The following is a 23934-nucleotide window of genomic DNA, read 5'->3' as shown; positions in this document are numbered from 1 at the left end:
CCCCTTCGGACGGAAGCATCTGCGAGTAATAACCTCGGTTCGACCAGAGGCAGACGGCTTAACGCCAATCTCAAATGTGCCCTCGATGACACGGGGTTCAGTATACCCAACAATCTCTCGAACCCGTTTGCCTTCACCGATTTTTATATGCACCCAACCGCAAATCGGCTCACCTGGAAGCGTTATTGTTCCTTCCTTCGTGCACAGAACATAACTGTCGCTGATCTGAGTACGTGTGCCAGCAAATATATCCTTATTGAAGGATTCCTGGAAATTGTGAAATGACCCGGGTTCCTCAACACGTCGCATTAACTCACGAGCCGAATATATTCGATTTGGCGCGAGGTCCACCCCGAGTCCGCCCGCCCATCGATTCCAACATTACCAACCTCACAACACGGCGCATTATGAACCCACACCCCCATTACCCCCACGTGGTAGGTATGGTGTTCATGAACCTCGATGTTATAAACCGTCGCCTTACGTTCCAATGCCCTCTGTGCATGAACGGTCAAATCTCGACCCAGTAAGTCGATCAACCTCATCCCCGGCTCCAGCGAAGCCGCTCACACCCACTGAGCTGTTGCTGCTCCCTCTTCTAGCGGTTCATTCCCCGGCACATGCGACACCCAGAACGGGTGTTCCGCCGTCGTCTGCAGCGCCTCTGTCCGTCCATCGGCGTCAACGATCACCACCTCAAAGATCGGCTGATCCTCGGTGGACACCTTTGCCACCACCGGCCGCACGCCCGGGGTCTGCGTGAACTCATCCCTCGACAGCACCAACTCGCCACCCACAAACGTCTCGATGGCTTTGGGCCCATCCACCGTATGGATCAGCGTGCCGGCAACAAAGCAGTTCGGCGGCGTCAGGCACTTCGGCGCGGCGTCCGGCGTTGCTTCACTGGCCTGCTTCTCCGGTGCGAGCAATTTTGGCGCACCGCCGTCTTTGGAACTGCCAAATTCACGGAGTCATACCACCTATTACACGACCAATTTCATGTCGCAGTTGATCCGCATCAAATTCATAGTCTTCCTTATCCTCGTTCGGATTGAACATGTCCGCTATACAAAAAATGCTGGAAAGCACTTCACTCATTTGCGGAGAATCCAAAAGACCCTCCCCGCAGTCCCTCTCGCGCTTCCATTGAATAATGTAATCTTCAACGAACGAGGATGGTTCAATCTTGTTATCAACAAATGCTTTCGCCATCCGGAGTAGCAGATCACTCATCGCAAAATCCAATTCTTTAGAAAGTTCTCAAACTGTGGAGAGCCTGGGGTCAACTTCCAACCGGTAACAAATTCACCGCCCTTGCTCAAGACAATAACATTGTTTGTAGTTGAGTTGAAATAAACAACAGAATCCGGAACATACTGATACGTACCATGTTGGTAAGTAGCAGCATCATTTAAGTGTGCCTCAAGAGCTGCCTGATATTGCTCAAGCGTTTCAGGATTCTTCTTTGTTGTTGAAAGCCCAAAATCCTCAGCGTGCTTAAACTTCTTATCAAGTTGCTTGATCGAAAAAGATGCGGATATTCCGCCATTCGCAGCAGTTCCTTCATTACCAACCTCACAACACGGCGCATTATGAACCCACACCCCCATTCCCCCCACGTGGTAGGTATGGTGTTCATGAACCTCGATGTTATAAACCGTCGCCTTACGTTCCAATGCCCTCTGTGCATGAACGGTCAAATCTCGACCCAGTAAGTCGATCACCCTCATCCCCGGCTCCAGCGAAGCCGCTCGCACCCATTGAGCTGTTCCTGCTCCTTCTTCTAGCGATTCACCATCCCCCGGCACATGCGTCACCCAGAACGGGTGTTCCGACGTCGTCTGCAGCGCCTCTGTCCGTCCATCGGCATCAACGATCACCACCTCAAAGATCGGCTGATCCTCGGTGGACACCGTTGCCACCACCGGCCGCACGCCCGGGGCCTGCGTGAACTCATCCCTCGACAGCACCAACTCGCCACCCACAAACGTCTCGATGGCTTTGGGCCCATCCACCGTATGGATCAGCGTGCCGGCAACAAAGCAGTTCGGCGGCGTCAGGCACTTCGGCGCGGCGTCCGGCGTTGCCTCACCGGTCTGCTTTTCCGGTGCCACCTTCTCCGGTGTCACCTCCTCCGCCCCGCTCGGTCCCTTCACCTCCGGAAGACTCTCTTCCACCTTCCCTGCAGCACCGATGCCACTGCCACTGCCACTGCCACTGCCACTGCCGCCACTGCTGCCACTGCTCCCCGGCACCCCATCCACCTTCTCCGACAGATGAGACAGCGCCGGCACCTCGACCTGTTCCACTTTGGACAGAACGATCCCGTCCACCTTCTGCACGAGACCCTTGGCAGCCATCGCCGCCGGTTCCAGGGCAGCCCCCAGCGCCGCATACGTCAATGCGGCTCCGATCTCGCTGCCCCCGGCCTTGATCGTCTCGGGGTCGGTGGAGCTCAGCTTTTCTCCGGCCGAGAACCCGATACCCAAGGGCGTTGCATCCACCACCACCTTCAGCACATCGCCTAAGGTGATCTCCTTGGCCTTCCCGCTGAGCAGCCACTGGGCCATCGACGATTCGTAGGCCAGTACATCGCGGGTCACGGCCTGGCCTTCGCTCACGCTCGCCACCACATTGCTGACCGTGCGCACGGTCCCCAGCGTCGTGTCCACTTGGAACAAAGCCAGTTCCTTGGTCAAGCTCACCAGACCGCCCAGCGTGCTAACCACCCCCTCGCCAACACCCGACCACCCGTATTTAGACTGCAGCGCCGCCAGCGTGGTCTGCTGCGCCTCACTCGCTTGATACAGCCGATACCCTCCATCGGGCTGCGGCACCCGGACGTACGCCACGTCGCTCCCAAACATGAAGGTGTAAGTGCAGGCGCCATACGGCGTGGAGCACCCCTCCACCGGGATTTTGGTGACCGTGGCGCCGCCACTGGGCATCGGCGTCGTGCCAGGCTTGGTGGCCTGCCAGGTGCCGTCGGCCAGCTCGATGCCGTCCGACGGACGGACACCCGCCAGGTCGTAGCTGCCAATCGTCTGGTTCAGGTGTTCCGTGTTGGCGGTGTGGTCGCTGTACGCATCCGTGCCTCGGTAATCCAGCACCACCCCGGATTCACGCTCCAGGTTCTTCAGGATCTGCTCAGCCAAGGCATCGTTGCCCTGCCCGTTCCGTCCGGCCTCATAAGCGCTGTCGTTTTGCAGCAGCAGTTGCTGCGTCAAGCGCTTCTCCCACTCGGCTTCATCCAGGCCTTGCAGGCCCGCCAGCTTCTTGGCCTCTTCCTTCACCAAACTGATCTGGTCAGGGTGCAGTTGCCGGTTGTTGAAGTCCTGATTCAGCCCCGCCACGCCCCCGGCCGTGCCAAACGCCGCGCCTGTGGCACCCGCGGCCAGTCCGGCCGCCAGCTTGGCCAGCCCATCTGCCAAGGTGGCTTCGTTTTTCTTGCCCTCGGCATCCATGCCGGCGGCCACCAACTCGGCCTTGACCGCAGTCTGGAAGTCATTCAGCGCCGGCGCTGCCAGGGCACTTCCTGCCGCCCCCAGCGCACCGGCCAGATCACCCGTGAGGCCTCCGATCACCGCGTGCAAGGCCACACGCGCGCTTCCCCCCTCCTTCCAGGCTTCATAGGTCGGCGTTTGCTCCGCAATGACCGCCTGCACTTGCGCAAGCTGCGCCTTGAGCTGCTGTTCCTCGTCTTCGGTCTTCCCTTCCTTCTTCAGCGCATCCTGGATGGCCGACTCCTGCAGCTTGGCAAGGTCGTACTTCGCCGTCTGCTGCTTGGCGTAGTCCCCCACTTCCTTCGCCGCCTGCGCGCCAAAGTCCGCCACGATTTGTGCATTCAGCTTGGCCTGTTCGGCAAGCTTTTGCCCATCCCACCCCTGCGCCAGCTTGCCGGCCGTGGCGTCGTTGGTGGCGCCTCGGTCCAGTTGCTCCAGCGCAGCCAGGCTCGCCGCATCTCCACTCGTGATCGTGGTCGCGCCCGCACTGATCGTGCTCTGGGTGGTGCTGCGCTCGTCCCCGCTGTCCTTGTAGGCCCCGGCCATGCCACCGCTGGTCCCGGCACTGACCGTCACCGCAGTGGCGCTGTACTGGCTGCGGTTCTGAATGTCCGTGCTGGTCAGCGTGCCAGTGCTGAATGCATTCTTTCCGGCATCAATGGCCGCCTGGCTGCTGGTGATCGCTCCGCCCTTGAGGTCGGTGTTCCCGGCCACTTCAACATTGAAGCCGCCGTCACCCGCGCGGATGCCGGCCTGGGCCCCTACCGCCGCGTAGTCCGCAGAAACCTTGGATTGGCTGTATGAGGCGCTGGCTCCGGTCAGGGCGGGTCCGGTGAACGTGGCACTGCCGCTGACCGTCGTACTCTTGCTGTCAAACGTGGCGGTGTCTTGCAGGCTCTCCACCTTGAGGTCCCCGCCGACCTTGGCTGCCACTTGCGGCGCCGTGACCACTGCGCCCTTCAGCGAGGTGTCGCCCCCGGATTCCAGCCTGACGCTGTTGCCGCCCTTCACCTCGGTCGTGGTGTAGCTGGTGTCCACGCCGTCCGAGTTGCCCTTGGAGACGCTGCCGCTCACGGTGACGCCGACTTTGCTGTCTGCCCCCAGCGAGAAGCCCACCCCCACCGAAGCACTGCTGCTCTTGTTGGTGCTGTGCTGCTCGTTGCTGTTGCTGGCGGCCTCCAGGTGAATGGCGTTGTCCGCCTGGATGATCACGTCCTGACCTGTGAGCGAGCTGCCGCGCACCGTCACGTTGGAGTCCTTGTCCGCACCCGTGGCCGTCAGGCTCAAGGAGCCTCCGGCCACCACCGTGCTGCCAGCCGCCTGGTCCGCCTGATTCACCTGGTTGCTGGTGCTCTTGGAGCTGCCCACCGAGATGCTGACGCTGATGCTCTCCTTGCCCTTCTCTTCCTCAAGCGATTTGGACAATGCAGCGATCTCTTTTTGCGCCTGCATGGCTTTGGAGATGGCAGTGGCCGCAGCCAAGGCCTTCATCCGGTCGTCCTCGGTCTGAGTGAGGTGCTCACCCGCCGACACCGCCCCCAAAGCCGCCGAGACACCCGGTGCGCTGATCGATACCGTCACCCCGCTCTGCTTGAACTTCGTCTCGCTGTTCTGCACGGACGTGTTGCGGGCTTCTTCGATGTCGATGCTCTTGGCCACCACGCTCACATCGCCGGCCGGCGCGGACACGGCGGACCCCACCTGCTTGTAGGCCTCACCCGCCACGATGCTCACATCGCCTTGCACGCTCGCGACGGTCGCGCCGGCATTCGTCTCCTCGGTGCTCTTCTTCGTCTGCGCCAGCGACTGCTTGCCCACCGTGAAGCCAATGCCGCCACCGCTCATCAAGCCGGACTTGACCGTCTTGCTGAAGCTCTCGCTCTCCAGCGTGTTGGTCACGCCTTCAATCACCACATCGCGCCCGGCCACCAGCGAGGTGCCAGCATCCGACACCACGTTGGAGCCCAGAACGCCGATGTCCTGACCTGCCCGCACCTCCACGGTGCTGCCCGAGACTGTGGAGGCCACCGCCACAGTCTCGTCCGTCTTGGTGTAGGTCGTGGTGGTCTTCTTTTTGAGGAAGCCACTCTTCTTTTTCTGGGTCATCTGCTCGATGACCTGATTGGCTTCACCCGCCAGCAACTGCACATCACGCCCCGCCAGCAGTTGCACCGAACCCTGCGCGCTCGACAAGGTGGCAGCCTTGGCCACCACGTCCTGTCCGGCCTGCACCGCCACCAGCCCTTGCGCGTCAATGGTGGTGCCGCTGTCCTGCGTCAGGCTTTCGTTTCGGTAGTTGTTGGCGTTCTTGACCTCCGACGTCGACTTGGAGAGCTCCACGGTGCTCAAGTTCACATCCCGCCCGGCTTGGATCACGATGCCACCATCGGCCCCCTGCCCCTCCGAGCCTTGTTTGAGCTGGGCCGCCTGCAGCGAAACATCCTGCCCAGCCTGCAACACCATCACGCCACCGGCGCTCAACTCCGCCACACGGTCCAGAACCGTACTGCGCGTGGAGACGCCCTTGTCATAAAACGCCCCACTGGCCACGGTACTGCCAACGGAGATGTCCCGTCCGGCGACGAGGCTCAGGTCCTCGGTCGCCGCAAGTTTGCCCCCGATGTTGGTGATGTCCTCCCGCGCGCTCAACGCCACACTGGTGCCTCGCACCGCGCCTGTGTTGCTGATGTTCTGTGCCTGGACGGTGACGTCGCCCCCCTGAATGGTGCCGGCATTGCCGAGATCCCCGGCCAGCGCCATCTGTACCCGATCCCCGGCGATCAGCGCCCCGTTCTCCTGCAGGTCGCCGTCTCGCGGCACCAGATACACCTGCGGCACCAGCACCTTCTGCACGGAACCATCGGCCAGGGTGACGTCTTGCTCCACCAACCAGACCAGATCGGTCGTGAGCTGCGTCATCTGCTCCGCCGTCAAGGCCACGCCAGGGATCAGCTGATGCTCTTTGGCAAAGCTGGCACCGTTGCTCAGCAGCGCGCGGTACATCTCCTCGTCGCTGGCATAACCCGCCAAGTAGCTGGTACCCGTCAGCTCGCCGATCTGCTCGCGCACCAGGCGTTGCTCGTAGAACCCGTCGCCCAGGCGCTTCTGTGTGGTGGCTGGGTCCATGGCCAACTGCTCCAACAGATAGTCGCTGGAGAGCCAGTCGCGGTAGTTGGCAAACCGCGGGTCTGTCTCCACCAGGTAGTTGGACGTGGCCTCGCTGTGCAGCTTGAACAGGCTGTTGTTCGGCACCGTCAGGTTCACGGTCACGCTGCGGGCCAGCGGCTTCCCATTGAAGGTGGCCGCGGCGCCACGCAGTGTGGTTGTCCGCGCGGCCGCAGGTTGGGCGGCGTTGGTCGCCCCGGCAACCCGTACCGCTTCAGCGGCAACGGCCGCGCGGGTGGTGCCATCCGCCTGGCCATCCGTCTGTGTGGCCGTGGCATTGCGCAGCGCGGAAATCAGCAAGGACCGACCCTCGCGTTGTTCCGCCGTGGCGGCCATCGATTGTGCGGCGCCCTGGGCCTGATCCACCGTGAGCAGATCAGCGCTTTCGCCAGCGCGCCAGGCCGTGTTCACGTTGGCATTGGTGTCCGCGCCACTGGCGCCGTCGACCTGATGGAGTGCCTTCTGCAGCAAACCCGGCAGGCCGCCAGCCCGGCCCGCGCTCTGGGCGGCCTGCCCCGTGGCGCCACCCTCGGTCGTCACCGCCCCCGCGCCGGTCCGAACACCCGGTTGCGAGGCATTGGGGACCACCGATGACGCCGACGTCGGCAGCGTCAGGGTGACCTGCGTGACCGTACCGTCCGTCCCCACGGATTGCACCGTATGCGCCACGTTGTTCACCGTGTCCGCCGTGATGGAGACCCCATTGGCCCCCACCACGCGGCTCATGTCGTTGGTGATGGTGCCGCCCACCACCGTCAAGATCCCTCCCACAATGATTTGCGCGGCTGAGCTCTGCGTGACCGCCGTGGTGGTGCCGCCACTCAGGAAGTACCGCTCCAGCCGGCGATCATCGTTGGCTTTGATGAAATCATTCACCACATCGTCGGGATTCCGGCCATTCAGTTTGATCGTGATGGATCGGTCTTCATAGAGCTGCCCCACCATGTAGTAGGAGATCATCACGGAAGGCTCCCCCGCGCTCGTGGAAACCGTCCATTTCAGATAAGGATTCACATTCTTGATGTCCGCAGACACCAGCGTGAGGTTGCCACGCCCTTCGATGGTCGCACCGCTGTTCAGTAGACTTCCTGCGGTGATGGCCATGTCGCCGCCGCTGCTGATGAAGGCCTTGCTGGCCAAGACGCCCTGCCCCGCACCCTGGCCGGTCCCCATGCCCTCGTAGACCGTGCTGTTGGTCAAGCCCCCCCGCAGCGAAAGCACCAACCAATCCGAGGCCTGGATGGTGGCGTTCTCGTTCAGCAGGTTCTGCCCGGTGATCTGCAGGCCCCCATCGGCAAAGATCAACGCCCCATTGCGGTTGTTGATGTCTCCCGTGAATTGACCATCCAGCGAATAGCGTCCGGCAATCACCGCCGCCTGCCCATTCTCCGCATCGTTGGTGAGCGAGCCGCCCGTCAGGACGATGTCGCCGCCATAGATCCGCCCGGTTCCCACATTGATCAACTGGCCAGCCGTCAATGACACGCCGTCGCCATCAATGAGCCCGCGGTTGGTCAGCGATCCTCCAGCACTGAGCAGCGTCACCACGCCGCTCAGTTCGCCGCTGGCCTGGTTATCGATTTTGGCAGCGCTCACGGAGAGGGTGCCGCCGCTGCGCAGGACACCCTGGTTGGTGAAGTTGCCAGTCACCGTCAGCACGGTATTGCCCGTGGATGCCAATTGGCTACCCGCGCCATAGGTCAGGTCACCCTGCAGGCTCAGCCCCAGATTGCCACCACTGCTGATCTGCCCGGCCACTCCGTCCGCTAGTTGCCGTGCGGTCAAGTTGAAGTCGCCCCCGGACCAGACACGACCGCCGACGTTGTTCATCAACAAGGCGCTGGCACTGACCGCGCCACCATCGCCAATGACCTGTCGCCCACCCGCGCCGAGCTGTCCCCCGCTGTTGTTCACCCATTGATGGGCGGTGATCTGCAAATCTCCGTTCGCCAGCACCTGCCCAGCGCGGTTGTCCACCTGCTCGGCGCGCAGCGTCACCGCTCCGCCCTGCAGGCCCTGGCCCGTGCCACTGGTATTGATGTTGTCCAGAAGCGTGGCGGCCTGGACCGTCAAGGTTTGGCCACCATAAAGAAGCCCACCCTGGTTCAGTACCTGCTGCCCTGTGGCGTCCAACGTGCCCAGGCTGATCAGACGCCCCCCTTGGTTGTTCAAGGTGCCTGCTGTGATCAGCTGCAACGTCGTGCCGCTCGAAATCTCCCCCCGGTTGGTCAGGCTGGACGATGTCAGGCTGGCGCCAGCCGCCGCGCTGATTCCTGATTCATTGCTGAGGGCGCCCGCTTCGATGGTCATCCCACCCTGGGCATGAATGCCCGTCGAGGTGGTCACCGCAGCATCACGCGCGTTGATCAATGCGCCGCCGTTGGTGCGCACCTTCAGGCCTCCCTGCGCCTGGACCAGGCCACCAGTGTTGTCGAGCTGACCCTGGGTTGTCATCGTCACGCCGTCTTGCAGGCTGGCGATCTGACCGTGCTGATTGCCAAGCGTGCTGGCGGTTACCGTCAGCGCGCGCTGCGCTATGAGGTTCCCGCCCGTGTTCAGGAGGTCGCCGGTGATCTGCGCCGTCAGGGTGCGATCCGAACCCACCTCGCCACCTCGGTTGTCCAGGCGTGCGCTGGTGATCAGCAGGTCCCCGCCCGAGCGGAGCCTGCCGCCCTGGTTTTCCAGCGTGCCGTCGACACGGGCTTGGAGCCCGCCACCGCTCTGCATCAGGCCACCGGTGTTGTTCACCAGGCTGCCGGCGTGCAGGTCCATCAGCGCGCCGCTCACCATCGTGCCGCCGGTGTTGTTGACCTGCCCCTGGACCTGCAGGTTGGCGGTGCCGGTGCTCAGCAGTTGGCCCCCCTGATGATCCAGTGATGCCGCCGTCAAAGAGAGATCCCGCGCTTGCGTCAGCGCCTGGGCCAGGCTGACCGCGCCGTTCGCCTGGAGCGTCAGCGTGCCATTGGTCAGCAACTCGCCTTGCTGCCCTTGAAGGCTGCCGGCTCGCACGGTCAGCGCGCCAGCGGCGGCCTGTGCAATGCGTCCGTCGCTGTTGGTGATCGACTGAGCCGTCAGCGTCAGGGCGCCGCCCGTGGCTTCAATGGCGCCACGCTCGTTATTCAGGCTACCTGCGACCTCGGCCACCAGTTGACCGCTGGCGCTCAATTGCCCCACCGTGCCACCCAAATTGCGCCAATCCTGCGCGCGCAGGTTCACGGAGGCGCCGCTCAGGGTCGCATCATCCGTCACCAGCATGCCCGCCAGGCTGTGCAGCGTGAGGTCGCCGCCGGACGCCACAATGGCGTGATCCATCTGAAGCCCGCCCGATGCCGCCGTCAGATGGACGGACTGCCCCTGAATCTGGCTGTTCTGCAACTGCAGGGCCGCGCCGCTCACGTCCAACTGGCCTGCGGCGATGGTGGCGCCACTGTGCTGCAGCGTCTGTTGTGCCTGAAGGCTGAGATGCCCCTGGCCGGCCAGGGTGCTGTCCGGCTTCAAGCCTGCGGCCAGCACGCCAGCGCTGTTGATGGCCCCTGCGGATACCGTCAGCGAACCTTGTGCTGCCAACAGGCCGGAATGTGTCAGCACGCCGCCCACGGAGACGATGGCGTCCGCCTGGCTGTAGATCTGCCCGGCATTGCCCATGGTGCCAGTCACGTTCAAGGCCAGCGTACCCTGGGACTGCAAGGAACCGACATTGGTCAGTCGGTCGACGGTGAGTGTCAAACCTCGCTGCGCCAGTGCCAGGCCGTTGGCGCCGTTGTTCAGGGTGCCGGTGGTGAGGTCCAGCATCTGTCCACTCAACTGGCCGTCCTGGTTGGTCACGTTGCCCGCATGGATCACCACATCTGCGGCGGACTGGATCTGCCCATGGGTGTTGTCCATGGCGCCCGTCACCGCCAGGCGTGTGCCGCCCGCGCTGAGCCATTGGCCGCCTTGATGGTTCAGGCTGGTAGCCTCCAACGTGATGCCTTGGCCCTGCGTCGTCGCCGCCGAAAGGTCCGCCGCGCCCGTCACCGACAGCGCAATGCTTCCGGCCGAGAGAATCTGCCCCTGGCTGCCGTCGAGTTGATCGGCGCGCAGCGTCAACACACCCGCACCCGCATGCACCACCGCGCCATGGGTGTTGTTGATCTGTGATGCCTGTAGCGTCAGGTCGCTCACATTGCCGGCAATGCGGCCGTCCTGGTTCTGGATCAGACCCTGCACGGCGACGTTCAAGATGCCTGCCGCATCCGTCTGCGCCAGCTGGCCGGCGATGTTTCGCCAGTCCTGCGCCTGTAGATTCACCGACGCTGCGCTCAGCGCCGCACCACTGGAATCCAGGGTGCTGTTGCTTTGCAGGTCCAGCAGCCCGGAGGTGATGACGGCACCGCCCTCCAGACGGAGATCCCCTTGGCTGGCCCGCATGGCCACGGCCTGCGCCTGGGACTGGCTCCCCTGCAAGGACAACGAAGCGCCCGTGACAGACAGCGCCCCCGCCGCAAGGAACTGCCCGCTGTGCTGCACAGCGCCCGTCCCGACCACGGTCAGATCACCGGATGTTCCCAAGGTGTTGTCGTTACGGAGACCGGCCACGATCTGGCCGCTGCCCGCCAGGTCCCGCGCATGGAGGGTGACGGCGTCAGCGGAGGCCAGCAGTCCGGTTTGGGTCAACAGGCCACCGGCCTGGACCGTCACCGCCCGCTGTGCATAGAGCAGCCCACCCTGGACAAAAGCCACTTCGGTGCTCACGGACAGCGTGTCTCCCGCTTGCAGCGAACCCGTGCTGGTGAATTGACCGGCCTCGATGTGCAGCGCCTGGCGTGCGTTCACCAAACCCTGCCCCGTGTTGCTCAGGTCGCTGCCGGAGAGGTGAACCGCCTCACCGTCGATCTGCCCATCCCGGTTCTCGAGGGTCCCCGCCTGCAGCCGCAGGTCGCCACCGCTTTGCAGCAGGCCACTGGTGTTGTCCAGCCTCTGGGCCACGGTGAGCTGCACACCCACCACGCCGGTGATTTGTCCAGCCTGGTTTTGAAGCGAATCCGCGGCCAGCACCACCTGCTGTGCCTGGACCCGAGCGTTGCTGACATCAACGCCACCGTTGGCGGTCAGTGTCAGTGCGCCATTGCTGAGCAGTTCACCCCGGGCGCCGTAGAGGGTACCCACCGCCAGCCGGAGACCACCGGCACCCGCATGCATGATGCTGCCTTGGGCATTGTTCAGCGTAGCGGCGCGCAGGTCCACGGTGGCCGCATTGGCTTCGATCTTGCCGCCCGTATTGTCGAGCTGGCCGGCCACATCCACCTGCAATCGCCCTGCTGCGGCGGTCTGCGACAAGGTTCCACCGGCATGACGCCAGTCCGCCGCCGCCAGGGTCACATCCGCCGCACTGAGGCTCGCACCTTCCGTATTCAGCGTGGACTGTGCCCCCAGGGACATCACACCATTCACCGCCATCGTGGCGTGATCCAGTCGGAGGTCCCCCTGGGAGAGCAAGGCAACTTCGCGGGCCCGCGCCTGGCTGCCCTGCAGTTGCAGTTGCGCGCCGGTCATCTGCAGGAGCCCCGCTGCGATCGCGGTGCCACTGTGCTGCAGGCTGTCCTGTACGGACAGGGTCAGATTACCCGTCGCCGCCCAGGTGTTGTCGGCCTGCAGGCCCGCCGCCCACGTGCCGGCGCTGCTGATCTCACGCGCCGTGGCCGTCAGGTTGCCCTGCGATGCTACCGTGCCGCCCTGTAGAAGTTGATCCGCCTGCAGCGTGGACACGCCAAAACCACGAATCAGGCCGCTGTTCTCCAGCACACCCCGGCTGCTGATGCCCAGGTTGCCATGGGAATACAAGGTGCCACTGTTGTGCAGTTCCCCGGCGTCGACCTGCAACGTCTGGGACGCCGAGATCAGGCCACTGCCGACGTTGCTCAGCCGGTCGGCATCCAGCGTCAGGATTTGGCCGCTCCATTGACCGTCCGCGTTGAGTAGTTCTCCGACCCGTGCAGTCACCGCCCCGGCACCAGCCAGCACGCCGGACTGGTTCTGCCAGTGGTCGGCCTGCAGACTCAACAGACCGCCGCTGGTGCTGATCACGCCGCCGGTGTTGTCCACGCTGGCGGCCGTGAGCGAAGCTTGCGCGCTGTTGGTTTGCAGGCTGCCCTGGCGGTTGTTCAGGTTTCCGACCAACGTCACCTGCAGTGACTCGGTGCCGCTGACGGCCACCTTGCCGCCACTGTTGCGCCAATCCGTGGCCTGCACGCCCAGTTGACCAGTCTGCAGCGTGGCCCCCTCGGTGATCAACGCGCCGCCGGAGCGCAGCATCAAGCTGCCGGTGGAGAGCTGCGTGCTGGTGAGATCCAGCCGCGCGCCCTGCAAGAGGGCATGCCCCGCCAACTGCAGGCCCGCTAGGCGCAGTTCGTCCGCTGCACTGATGTTCAGGGCACCCGAGGTGTTGATCTGCCCATCTGTACCAAGGCCCGCCGCCACGGTGGATGTGGCGCTGGTGGTGAAGCGCGAGGCTGTCGCCGTGACGCTTTCCTGCGCCCCCAGCAGCCCGTTGACGGTCACCGCACCGCCAGCGTGCAGTTGGAGCGATCCCTGGCTGTAGATGGAGCCGCCCAACGCGGCTGTCTGCGCCACCGACAGTACCAGGGCGTTGCCTGCACGCATTACGCCCGCCTGCGTCATGGTGTCAGCCTGGATGTTCAGGTCGCGTGCGGCCGCCACCGAGGAGCTGGCCGTGTCCGCACCCACTGCATCCTGACTGAAGGAACCTCGCAGCTGGAGCTTCACATCCTTCCCGCTGATCGAGGCCCCATTCGCCTGGGTCAGCGAGACACCGGCAACACTGACCGTGCCCTGCGCGGCCAGTACCCCTGCGCGATTGCTGATGTCGGCATCACCAGTGATATCCACCGAACCGCTGGCGGCATGGATCTGCCCGCCATCGTTGAGGAACGATGTTGAGGCGGTGATGGAAACACCCTGGTCACCGACCAGTTGCCCACCACGATGGTCGATGACGGCGCCCGTGACACTCGCCGTGCTGGCGCTGCGTACCAGGGCCTGCCGAAGGGACACGGTATCGGCCTGCAAGTGGACGGCCCGCACCAACGCATCCACCGCATCCAGTTGCAGCGACTGGGTTTGCAGATCCAGCGTTCCGTAAGACGTGAGCTGTGCACCTCCCAGGTCCGCCGACGCGGCCGTGACACTGAACACACCCGTGCCGTAGTGCTCCAGGCTGGCCTGCGCACCCGTGAGCTGGCCGGCGTTCACGGTCATGTCCTGGGCATTGGTCGCCAGGCGTCCACCCGTCATGGTCAGTGTGCCCGCAACCGTCGCGTTGAAGCGCTGTGCCCCCAGGTGCAGCCATTCACCGCCCTGGTTGTCCGCTTCACCTGCGGTGATCTGCAGAAGATCCCCGGCCACCAAGGCGCCACGGGTGTTCAACAGCCCGCTGGTGGTGAGCGTCAGAGTGCCAGCGGAAGACAGCTCGCTCTTTTCTAGCTGAAGGGTTGCGGCGCTGACGGTCAAGTCGCCAGCCTGGAGGGCTGCCTGTGTGGCAAACAAGCCACCCGTCGCCTGCAACTGCATGGCGCCGGTGGAAGCCAGTTGCGCGCCGTCCGCGCGCAGCACGTCCCCTTGCAGGGATACTTGGCGCCCCTGCACCGAAGCGCCCGACACATCAACAGCCTTGGCCTGGACCTCTACGCGGTCCCCCGCCAGCATCTGACCGGATTGCCTCAGGCTGTCCCCCGCCCGCAGGCTCAAGGTGCCGCTACCAACGACCAGCGTGCCGTCCTCGTTCAGTCCGGCCGCCGTCAGGCTCTCGGCCTCACCCTGAAGTTGGGCGCCGCTCACCGTCGTCGAGCCCCGCGCTGCCATCGTGCCGCTGTTGTGGACGCCGGAAGTCGCATTCACATGGAGCGCATCAGCCCCGCCGTCCTGTGCATACAGGGTGCCGCTATTGTCCAGCCACCCGTTGACATCCAGCTTCAACTGACCGCCCACCATCTGCCCGGCCTGGCGCACCCCCAGCCCGGCCTCGGTGCCCACCAAGGTGATCCGCTGCGCATAGATGCCGCCCAGCGCGGTGCTGTCCAGTGCATAACGCGGCCGCTCGCCCGTCGGGGCCAGTGCCTCACCAGCGCCCTGCCCGGCGTCCGCGCCACCCGCTGACACCACCGGCATCACTTCTGTGCCGGTCTGAATACGCGCCTCCTTGGCCCAGAACCCGGCATTGAGTTCCACCGCGCGGGCCAGCAGCGCCGTGTAGTCGGTCTGGCTGCCATCCAGCCCGGCGCCGTCGATGCGGATCAATCCCCCCTGCACACCAAAGCCGGTCACATGGCCGGCGGCATCGAAACGAGGGGTGCCCGTGGTCAGCGTGGCGCTGCTTGCATTGATGAAGCCCCCGCCATCCACCTGGATGCCGGCCGGATTGGCAATGATCACCTCCGCCCGGCGCCCCGCCACCTCCACATAGCCCTTGAGCTGACTGGGCGCGCTGCTGTTGACCTCGTTCAGAATGACCCGCGCTTCCCCCTTGGCCATCCACGGATTGCCCTGCACCCAGCCGCCCAGTTGCGTGCTGGTGTCCGTGCGGGAGTTGTTCAGGATGACGCCCTGGCCGTTCACATCGAACTGGCTGTAGGTGTTGCGGGAGACGCCCGACGAACTCGGCGTCTGGATGTTGACCAAGGGCGTGCCGTTGGGTGCCGTCAGCACCGTTGGCTGTTGATTCTTGGGTGCGTTGGGATCCGCCTTGACCTGCGCCTGGGCGGGCGGCACCGGGAGCAGCGTCAGCACCGCGCCCACGGCGAACGCCGCCGCGATGGCGATGAGGCTGGGCGGGCCGCAAGCGGTGGGTTCCACCCCGTCTGCGGACTTCACTGCGCGCAGGGATGGATGGCCGGTCTGCCCCGCCGCCTTGCTCTGGCTGCGCACTGTCTCCGCCACGGCCATCAGTTGGCCCCGCTGCTTGTTGAAAACAATCCGGTACTGAAGTCGGTTCATCGCGAATAGCTCAAAGAGAAGCCGGCCGTGAAACGGGCGACAGGGAAATTGGAGGGTTGCTGCACAGGCGTGCCAGCAAAGAGATCCAGAGACAGGCCTTCGGCCCGCACACGGGTGCCGATGACGGCACCCATCAGGCGCTTGCCAGCCAGTCGGCCCGCGCTGGGGCCGGACACCACGCCGGCATCCAGGCCGAGGTAGAGCGAAGCCATGCCCGTCAGCGGCAATTCGGCTTCATTGCGGGTCAGCAACCCGTTGTCAGCCGACAGCGAAGCATCTGGGCCAAATCCACGCACCGTGTAGCGGCCCCCGATCGCAAAGCGGTCTTGCGGTGTCAAGGGGCGCAGTGCGTATTGCCCACGCCATTGCGTGCTCAGTTGCAACTTGCGCTGCCCCAGCGGCACCGCGCCAGCCACGCTGAAGCTGCCCTGCAGCAGGCTCATGCGCGAACTGCCTTCTCCAAAAGCGTCTTCCGGAGCTTCCAGTGCATGGAAGGCCCCCGTGCCTCGCTTCAGGCTCAACTCGGCATCACTGGACACGGCGCCCGCCTGCCGCTTGAGCGTCACCCCCGCTTCCCAACCACCCACGCGGCGGCGCTGCACTTCCACCTCGGTGTCGTCGATGTAATTGCGCGAGGAGCGCCCAAGGACCTTGGCAAAGCCGCTGAATTTGTATTGCGCATCCCGCCATAGCATGCGCGTCAGCTTGACCTCGCCATTGCTGCTGGTGCCGCGATACACATACCGCTGGTTGGCGCCAATCACCACCTGCTGATAGCCATTGCGGCTGAAAGTGCTGCTGATGAGCGTGTGCCCCCACGGCAGCGAGTAATGCACCACATGGCCTCCGGTTCCAGGAAGTGGACCGGGTTTGTCATGCAGGCGCCGATTGAGTTCACTCGTATCGCGGCTGACCGTCACATAGAACAGGTCATTGAGGGTGAGCGGGTGGTCGAGTGAAGCCGTGAGTGACAGCGGATAACGGCCGGTGGATTCATTGCCGCTGTCGTCCAGTGACCATTGCCAGCGCCATTGCCGCCCCCCCTGATAGCTGACGGCCAGGTCACTCCAGCCCGGCTCGCTGTTGTCCTGCGCCGGTTGCACCTGGATGTCCGCCTGGGCGCCCGGCACGCGCTGAAGGTTCTCCAGCGCCTGCTCCATGTCCCGCAGGTTCAGCACGTCGCCCTCGCGAATGGGCAGCGCATTGGCCAGCCTCACCTGCCGTGAACTGCCTTCGCGCAAGCGGATGCGGTGAACCCGGCCGGGGACCACCGTCAGCACCAGGCGGCCGGTGGAGAGGTCCTGCGGCGCCGCCAGCACCCGGGTGGTGATGTAGCCTGCTTCGATCACCGCGTCCTGCAGCCGGGTGACCAGCGTGCCAATGCTCTGCGCCCCCAGGCAGCGGCCGATCGGTGAATCGTCCCCGGCTGGGCCATCCAGGGTGCGCACCATGCGTGCAATGGTCGGCAGCTTCTCGACGCCCCTGAGCTCGATCTGCTGAATGACGAAGCAGGGCGATTCGTCCTCACGCAGGCGCTGCCGGCTAGGCGGCGCGCTGGCCTGCAGGCGCACGTCCGGCTCGCGTTCCAGCGACTGCCGCTGCTGCGATTCCCGCTGCTGTTGCAACTGCCGCTGAGCGTCCGGGTCCACCGCGCCGGCCGCAGGCAAGGCCTGGCCCCAGGCCAGCCCCGCCACCGTGCCCAGCCCCAAGGCCAGGGCAGCCCGCGACGCAGAGGTCACAAAGAAATTGGAATTGCCTGCACCCGCCAGGCCCTCCCCGAGCTGGTGCGAATATCGCCGCTTCATCCATCACGCTCTTGTTGGTGCTTCCCGACCCAAGGCGCGCAAAACTTCCAATGAAGCAATCCATGCAGCAGTGCTGCATGGGCGGCCCCGCTATCTCGTGCGCCGTTTCAGGCACTCCGAGACCGGAAGCTTTGCGTCACCGGCTCGCGCCGGTTTTGCCCTGGGGGCCTGTCATCGGTCTCAGCCGACGGACAAGCATTTGTGCCGAGAATGTATCTGAAGGTTTCGGACTCTTGGGGGCGGCCCAGGGGGTGATTGACGAAGGCAATCAGTTGCGATAAGCCACCGCGCCGTCACATCGGCTTGTTCAGGAAGGCCATGGCGCGCGGGTCGTCCACATAACTGACGTTGATGCGCAGCCAGGGGCACATGGCCAGATCCGGGGTGAAGACAGACCCTGCGGAAAAACTCACGCCTCGCGCGGCCGCGCGTTTGACCAGTTCATTCGCGTCGTCCACGCCCGGCCAACGTGCCCACAAGAACATGCCGCCGGTCGGGCGACAGAACAACTGCCATCCGGCGGTGGTGAGCAATCGGCTGGCCACGGCCAATTGACGGTCCAGGCGGCGCCGCAGCCGCTCCACCAGCTTGCGATAGCTGCCGTTCTCCAGCATCACGGCCAGCACCTCCTCTGCAAAGCGGGACGAGGTGATGCTGGTCAGCATCTTCAAGTCGACCAGCCGTTTGATCAGCGACGGCGCCGCCGCCACAAAGCCCACCCGCAGCGAGCACGACAAGCTTTTGGAGAAGCTGCCGATGTAGATCACCCGGTTCAATTGGTCCAGCGCCGCCAGGCGAGGTGTGGCGCTGCTTTGGAAGTCGGCATAGATGTCGTCTTCCACCACATTGAAATCGTGCCGCTCCGCCAGTTGCAGGATGCGGTGGGCCGTGGCCACCGAGATGGTGCTGCCGGTCGGGTTGTGGAAGACGCCGTTGACAAAGAACAGTTTGGGCTTGTGGGTCTCCAGCAGCCGCTCCAAGGCTTCCACATCCGGCCCGTTGGCGGTGCGCGGCACACCAACCATCTGGATGCCCTGCAGCTTGAGCAGCCCGAACAGGTTGTAGTAGCCCGGCGTCTCCACCAGCACCGTGTCGCCGGGCCGCAGCAGCAGGCGCACCAGCAGGTCCAGCGCCTGGCTGGCGCCGCTGGTCAGCAGGAACTGATTGGCCGGGGCTTCGATGTCCATGGCATACAGGCGCCGGCTCAGGGCCTTGCGCAGGCTGGGGCTGCCCAGCGGCGTGCCGTAGTCAAACAGCCCGCTGCGGTCCCGCCGGACGGTCTGGCGGATGGCATAGGCCATGTCTTCGCTCTCGCGCCAGCTGTCCGGCAACCAGCCACAGCCCAGCTTCACGCTGTCGTTCTGCTCCCGGAAAAGATGCCAGAGCTCATCAGTAACGCTCTCCGCATCCCGCGGGTTGGCCATGCCGGCCGACGGGAAGCGGACGGCGCCGTCTTCCACGTAATAACCCGAGCCCGGTTGCGACCGGGCCAGGCCGCGCGTGACCAGCCGGTCATAGGCCTCGATCACTGTATTACGGCTCACCCCCAGGTCACTGGCCAGGCTGCGAATGGAGGGCAGCCGGGCTCCGGGCGCGTAGACACGCCGACCGATATGGGCCTGCAGGCCCTGCTCCACCTGGTCGGCCAGCGGGGTGTCGGAGTCACGTTGGATCTGGAGATTCATGGTCGGGCTCAGCGGTGGAAACTGTTTCTAAAACGGATGGGTACAGATGGTTCCGGAATGGTCGAACTGTGCCTGTGTTTGTACCCATGTCCTGGCTATCCTGCAATGCAGGCAGGCCCCAGGACCCACCGGTCTAGGGGCGCACCTCCAGAAACAAGGCCAACGAGGGAGCTTTTGCAGGTATGGGACCCCAACAACCCAGCACACGACATCCGGCCTGGCTGGCCGTGGCGCTGTGCGTGATGACCACCGGCGTCAACCTCCAGGCGCCTCTGTACGCCACCTATGCACAAGCGGACGGTGTGGGCGTGATGGCCACCACCATTGCCTTTTCGTTCTATGTGGCGGGAGTGCTGCCGGTGCTGCTGGGGCTGGGCGGGCTGTCGGACCGTATCGGCCGGCGACGGGTGATGCTGCTGGCGCTGGTGTTCTCGGCGCTGGGCACGCTGTTGATGATGGCGTTTCCCCATGTCACCACCCTGGCCCTGGCGCGATTCATCCTGGGGACGGGCACGGCATTGATGTCCGCCACCGCCACCGCCTACATGCTGGAGCTGTTTGGCCATGCACGTGCGTCCCGCGCCGCCAATTGGGTGACAGCCAGCACGTCCATCGGTTTCGGGCTGGGCCCGGTGCTGACCAGCCTCTGCCTGATGATGCGGGAGACGGTGGCACCCCCCAGCTTCTGGTTGCATCTGGCGGGGGTGGCCGCGTCCGCTGTGCTGGTGTGGCAGTTGCCCGAGACGGCGCCACGGCAGGGGCCGAAGGCGCCGATGCTGCGCCTGCCCTACTTCACTTCGGACGGCCTGTGGTTTGGCGCGGCCATCCTGCTGTGCTGGGCCACCACCGGCCTGGTCATCTCCATCCTGCCGTCGGTGCTGGCCCCGCACGGGCTCTCGCGGTATTCCGGGCTGGCAACGATGCTGGCCATCAGCTGCGGGCTGCTGTTCCAGCCCACCGCACGCCGGCAGCCACCTCGACAGGCCGTCCGCATCGGATTGCTGGTGCTGGTGCCGGCGTATGCGCTGCTGGCCTGGGGCGCATGGTCGGGCATGCTGGTGGCGGTGCTGCTGGGCGCCTTGGCGGCCAGCAGTGCCTGTTATGGCTTTGTGTATCTGGGTGGGCTGGCAGGCACCGCCGAAGCCGCCGGCGCGGAGAAAACACGCGCCAGCGCGGCCTACTTCCTGATGGCCTATGTCGGCTTCAGCGTGCCGGTGATCTTCACCGGGCTGGTGGCGGACCGGTATGGGACAGCCACCGCGCTGCTCGCGTTCGGCCTGGTGCTGACAGCCGGCACCCTGGCCCTGCTGGGCCGCCGCTCGCCGGAGCTCGCCATCAGCGAACTGCCAACGCGACCGGCGGAAGCCTTCGGCAAGCAGTGAGGCCGAAACCGGTCCGCGGCAAGTCGGCCGTCATTCAGCCGAGCCTCAAGCGGGAGCGAACCGTGAGCACAACGTCAATGGCCCACACGGCGTGCCATGGCCTGGGCAAAGCGCAGGGCGCTGCCCTCGGCAAACGGCAGGTTCAGCGAGGGCTCACAGATCTCCAGCTCCAGCACCATCGGCTGGCCCTCGTCGTTGCGGACCAGATCCACACGGGCATACAGCAGCGGTTCCCGCAGCCCAAGATGCAGCGCGGCGGCGCGCAAGGCTGCACCGGCCACCGCCTGCTCGTCGGCATCGGCGTCGCGGGCCTGGCGCAGGTCCTGGGTGGGCACATGCACCGTGCCATCGGCCATCAGCATGGCGCTCTTGCGGATGGCGTGGCTGTACTGACCGTCAAAGAAGGCGAGATTGGTTTCGCCATCACGATCGATGGACGAGAGGTAGGGCTGCAGGATGACCTGATGGCACCGCGCGTGGAGCGTGCGGATGTAGCCGGCGGCCAGGTCGAGGCGGTCGCGGTGGAATCGCTGCACGTCCCGCGAGTAGGCGCCGACCGTGGGCTTGACCACGATCTCGGCCGCTTGCGGCTGGGACTTCAGGAAGTCGTGCAGGAAGCCGTGCAACACCGCATCCACGTTGTCCTGCGGCGCGACAAAACACGAGGGCACCACCGGCACACCCAGGCGCGCCAGATCGGAGAGGTAGCGCTTGTCCAGCGACCAGCGTGCCACCTGAGGCGGATTGAACAGCCGCGTGACCGGCGCGACGCGATCGCACCAGGCCATGAAGGCGGGCAAGGCATCCACATAGTTCCACGGCGATCGCAAAACCGCCGCATCGAAGCGGCCCCACGGCACATCGGGGTCTTCCCAATCGCACACCTCGGCGTGCAGGCCGAGGCTGCGGCAAGCCTGCAGCAGCAGCGGCATGTCGACATCAATCGGCAGGCTGCCGGCACTGGTGACCAAAGCGAGAGTTTTCATCATGAATCGATCTGAATTGGAATGGCAGGCCCTCGGTGCCACGACGGGCGAAGCGCGTGGCTCGACGGGGTTGGCGTGGGCGTCAGCGCCCTGGCCGCCGGAGCGTCACCACGGAATCTGGCGCCCCAGGTGCACGTACTGGCCGGTGGGGCCGTCGGGCCCCAGCAGGGCCATGCGCACACTGGTGAGCGCACCCTGCCGGGGCTCCTGCTCACCGGCACCATCGTTCATGTCCGTCCTGGTGTAGCCCGGGTGCACGGCATTGACCTTGATACCGGTGTCCCGCAGCTCGTAGGCCAGGTGGACCGTCCATGAGTTGATGGCGCTCTTGGAGGCGCTGTAGGCCGGCAGCGACTTGAACATGTCGCTGTAGGCATAAGAGGCCGGGTCGCTGTGCGTGCCCAGCGAAGCCAGCAGGCTGGACACATTCACGATGCGGGCCGCCGGAGAGGCCTTCAACAGCGGCAGGAAGGCCTGGGTGACCGCCACGACGCCAAAGAGGTTGGTGTCGAAGGTTTCGCGCCATTGGTCCAGCGGCTGCTGCGACGGGCACCGGCCGTAAGGTTCGATGCGGATGGCGGCGTTGTTGACGAGGATGTCGAGGCGGCCATAACGCTGCTGCACGCCTTGCGCGGCTGCCGCGATGCTGGCCGGGTGGGTGACATCCAGCACCAGGGCTTCCACATCCAGGCCTTCTGCGCTGAGCTGGCGGGCCGCTTCTGCAGCCGCGCCAGCACGACGACCGGTGAGCAGGACGCGCACGCCCTGCTCGGCCAGTTGCCGGGCGATTTCCAGGCCGATGCCGCGATTGGCGCCGGTGACGAGCGCCAGGGTGGGAACGGTTGGGGTCATGGTGGGCACCTCAGGCGGGGGTGAAGGCGGAAGTGGCGGCGGCGGGGGCGGCGGTGGCGGGGGCGGCGCCCAGGTGAGCCTGCGCAGCGGCGTGTTCGTGCGGATGCTGGTGCCCGTGTTCGTGCGGGTGCGGGTGCGGATGCCCGTGCCCGTGCCCGTGCCCGTGCTCGTGCTCGTGCTCGTGCTCGTGCTCGTGCTCGTGCTCGTGCTTTGGCATTGGCATTGGCATTGGCGCTGGCGCTGGCGCTGGCGATGACATTGGCATTGATGGCGCTGCAAGAACCTCCTTGCCGCCGGGCGAAGTGGATGCCCTGGCCAAGCCCGCCAGGTAAGCCCCGATGGGCGGTCCGAACTGGGCAATGTCCACCAGGAATGCGTCATGACCGGCCGAGGACGCCAGCGGCGCAAAGGTGACCGCAACACCCCCAGCGCGCAGGCCCTCCGCGATCTGCCGCTGCTGTGCCAGCGGGAACAGGAAGTCACTGTCCACGCCCACGACCAGCGCGCTTTCGAGCTGCAACTGCGCCAACGCCGCGTCCGGGTCTCCATGACACACCTCGCCCAGATCAAACCAGTCGATGGCGCGGCTGAGCGCAAGGTAGGCATTGGGATCGAAGTTGCGCACGAACCTGTACGCCTGACAGGCCAGGTACCCCTCCACCGCAAACTCCATGCTGTAGGTAGCCCCGGCGTTCGGCGTGGGCGTGGGCGTGGGCGTAGGTGCGGCCGCGGATGCGGATGCGGATGCGGATGCGGATGCCGTCGCCGAGTGTGAGTTCGCATTCGATGCGCCCCCCTCCGGGACATGCGCCCCGTCCAGACGCATACGACCAAACCGCTCCGTCCATTCCGTGGCAGAGCGGTAGGTGATCAGCCCCAGCTTGCGCGCCACCAGCATGCCGTTGAGGGGATAACGCTGAGGGTCGTACCGGCCTTGCTGCCAGTGCGGGTCGTGCTGAATGGCTTCACGCTGCAACGCACGGATGGCGATGGCAAAGGGTTGGGCATGCACCGCGCCGGAGACATTGATGAAATGGCGCGTGAGCCGTGGATGACGCGCCACCAGCGACAAGGCCGTCATCGCCCCCATGGACGCGCCGATCACCGCCGCGAGTTGCTCGATGCCCAGGGCACGCACGGCATGCGCGGCGGCGTCCGCGATGTCTTCCACGGACAGCGCCGGGAAGTCCGGGCCATAGGGGCGGCCCGTGGCGGGGGCCGTCGATGCGGGGCCGGTCGAGCCCTTGCAACTGCCCAGCGAATTGATGCACACCACGCACCACCGGTCGGTATCCACGGGTTTTCCGGGCCCCACCATCGCCTCCCACCAACCAGGGCGGGGATCGTCTTCATGGGCGCAGACATGCGCATCGGGGGACAAGCCGGTGAGGATCAAGAGGGCGTTGTCTCGCTGGGGGCTGAGCGCGCCGACCATTTCGTAGGCGATGCGCGCGCCGCTCAGCGTGCCACCGCGTTTGAGCGGGAAGGCATCGGGCAAGGGCACGAAGCGGGTGCCGGGGGGAATGAACTCCATCATGGGCAACTCCTGGAGGGATGGGATGAGA

8 protein-coding genes, 1 pseudogene and 1 riboswitch are annotated in these 23934 nt (G+C 65.0%); of the genes and pseudogenes, 1 reads left to right on the top strand and 8 read right to left on the bottom strand.

The window, feature by feature from the left end; all coding sequences use genetic code 11:
* Positions 1-308: 308 nt before the first annotated feature.
* The 5 genes and pseudogenes from OU995_RS16605 to OU995_RS16585 all read right to left on the bottom strand — a co-directional run bounded on the left by OU995_RS16605 (position 309) and on the right by OU995_RS16585 (position 19149).
* Positions 309-827 (bottom strand): annotated as a pseudogene (locus OU995_RS16605) (polymorphic toxin-type HINT domain-containing protein).
* Positions 828-963: 136 nt separating this feature from the next.
* Positions 964-1233, bottom strand: coding sequence for a colicin immunity domain-containing protein (locus OU995_RS16600; RefSeq protein ID WP_267831119.1), 270 nt, complete (start codon positions 1231-1233; stop codon positions 964-966).
* Complete coding sequence (locus OU995_RS16595; protein WP_267831118.1) at positions 1230-15659, bottom strand: hemagglutinin repeat-containing protein; 14430 nt, start codon at positions 15657-15659, stop codon at positions 1230-1232. The genes OU995_RS16600 and OU995_RS16595 overlap by 4 nt, the downstream gene beginning before the upstream one ends.
* A complete protein-coding gene (locus OU995_RS16590) occupies positions 15656-17464 on the bottom strand; it encodes a ShlB/FhaC/HecB family hemolysin secretion/activation protein (protein WP_267831117.1) in 1809 nt (602 codons plus the stop codon). The genes OU995_RS16595 and OU995_RS16590 overlap by 4 nt, the downstream gene beginning before the upstream one ends.
* Positions 17465-17541: 77 nt before the next feature.
* A riboswitch (cyclic di-GMP riboswitch) is annotated at positions 17542-17634 on the bottom strand.
* A gap of 123 nt (positions 17635-17757) precedes the next feature.
* Positions 17758-19149, bottom strand: coding sequence for a PLP-dependent aminotransferase family protein (locus OU995_RS16585; RefSeq protein ID WP_267831116.1), 1392 nt, complete (start codon positions 19147-19149; stop codon positions 17758-17760).
* A gap of 182 nt (positions 19150-19331) precedes the next feature.
* Here OU995_RS16585 and OU995_RS16580 point away from each other — a divergent pair, with 182 nt between their 5' ends.
* Positions 19332-20531: an MFS transporter gene (locus OU995_RS16580; RefSeq protein ID WP_267831115.1), complete on the top strand. Its 1200-nt coding sequence runs from the start codon at positions 19332-19334 to the stop codon at positions 20529-20531.
* A gap of 74 nt (positions 20532-20605) precedes the next feature.
* Here OU995_RS16580 and OU995_RS16575 read toward each other — a convergent pair whose 3' ends face one another.
* The 3 genes from OU995_RS16575 to metX form a co-directional block, all read right to left on the bottom strand.
* Positions 20606-21520, bottom strand: a complete 915-nt coding sequence (locus tag OU995_RS16575; protein ID WP_267831113.1) for an ATP-grasp domain-containing protein — start codon at positions 21518-21520, stop codon at positions 20606-20608.
* Between the two features lie 102 nt (positions 21521-21622).
* Entirely contained in the window at positions 21623-22369 is a 747-nt protein-coding gene (locus tag OU995_RS16570; RefSeq protein WP_267831112.1) for an SDR family oxidoreductase, read from the bottom strand.
* 10 nt (positions 22370-22379) lie between these two features.
* On the bottom strand, positions 22380-23906 hold the full coding sequence (gene metX / locus OU995_RS16565; protein WP_267831111.1) for a homoserine O-acetyltransferase MetX: 1527 nt from the start codon (positions 23904-23906) through the stop codon (positions 22380-22382).
* Positions 23907-23934 lie beyond the last annotated feature (28 nt).

Source organism: Roseateles sp. SL47, assembly GCF_026625885.1.
In the GTDB taxonomy this organism is placed as follows: Bacteria; Pseudomonadota; Gammaproteobacteria; order Burkholderiales; family Burkholderiaceae_C; genus Roseateles.
The sequence above is the reverse complement of the archived record's forward strand: the minus strand, read 5'-3'. Positions and strand labels throughout refer to the sequence as shown.